This is a genomic window from Ureibacillus sp. GCM10028918 (assembly GCF_042666115.1).
GTDB lineage: Bacteria > Bacillota > Bacilli > Bacillales_A > Planococcaceae > Ureibacillus.
The window spans coordinates 1-1448 of the sequence record NZ_JBHTFK010000003.1 but is presented as its reverse complement, the minus strand read 5'-3'; the positions used below and the strand labels follow the sequence as shown (position 1 = coordinate 1448).

The 1448-nt window shown below is 52.4% G+C and carries 1 rRNA gene; it reads right to left on the bottom strand.

Annotated elements, in window-relative coordinates:
• A 23S ribosomal RNA gene (locus ACFQU5_RS03305) occupies positions 1-1448 on the bottom strand; the annotation flags it as partial.

Below are 1448 nucleotides of genomic sequence, written 5' to 3'. Positions count from 1 at the left end.
GCCTCCCTCGAAGCTGGCGCTCCGAGTTCTCTGGCTCCTACCTATCCTGTACAAGTTGTACCAAAATTCAATATCAGGCTACAGTAAAGCTCCACGGGGTCTTTCCGTCCTGTCGCGGGTAACCTGCATCTTCACAGGTACTATAATTTCACCGAGTCTCTCGTTGAGACAGTGCCCAGATCGTTACGCCTTTCGTGCGGGTCGGAACTTACCCGACAAGGAATTTCGCTACCTTAGGACCGTTATAGTTACGGCCGCCGTTTACTGGGGCTTCAATTCAGAGCTTCGCTTGCGCTAACCCCTCCTCTTAACCTTCCAGCACCGGGCAGGCGTCAGCCCCTATACGTCACCTTACGGTTTTGCAGAGACCTGTGTTTTTGCTAAACAGTCGCCTGGGCCTATTCACTGCGGCTCTCTTTCGAGAGCACCCCTTCTCCCGAAGTTACGGGGTCATTTTGCCGAGTTCCTTAACGAGAGTTCTCTCGCACACCTTAGGATTCTCTCCTCGACTACCTGTGTCGGTTTGCGGTACGGGCACCTCCCGCCTCGCTAGAGGCTTTTCTTGGCAGCGTGAAATCAGATACTTCGCGAGAAACTCGCTCCCCATCACAGCTCAACGTTACAGGAAGCGGATTTGCCTACTTCCACGCCTTACTGCTTGGGCGTACTCAACCAACGGTACGCTTATCTTATCCTACTGCGTCCCCCCATTACTCAAACGGCGGGGAGGTGGTACAGGAATATCAACCTGTTGTCCATCGTCTACGCCTATCGGCCTCGACTTAGGTCCCGACTAACCCTGAGCGGACGAGCCTTCCTCAGGAAACCTTAGTCATACGGTGGATGGGATTCTCACCCATCTTTCGCTACTCATACCGGCATTCTCACTTCTAAGCGCTCCACCAGTCCTTCCGGTCTGACTTCTACGCACTTAGAACGCTCTCCTACCACGGACATCTTCGATGTCCATCCACAGCTTCGGTGAATCGTTTAGCCCCGATACATTTTCGGCGCAGCGTCACTCGACCAGTGAGCTATTACGCACTCTTTAAATGATGGCTGCTTCTAAGCCAACATCCTGGTTGTCTAAGCAACGCCACATCCTTTTCCACTTAACGATTACTTTGGGACCTTAGCTGGTGGTCTGGGCTGTTTCCCTTTTGACTACGGATCTTATCACTCGCAGTCTGACTCCCGTGTATAAATATCTGGCATTCGGAGTTTGTCTGAATTCGGTAAAGCGAGATGCCCCCCTAGTCCAAACAGTGCTCTACCTCCAGTATTCTCAATCACGAGGCTAGCCCTAAAGCTATTTCGGAGAGAACCAGCTATCTCCAGGTTCGATTGGAATTTCTCCGCTACCCACACCTCATCCCCGCACTTTTCAACGTGCGTGGGTTCGGGCCTCCAGTGAGTGTTACCTCACCTTCACCCTGGACATGGGTAGA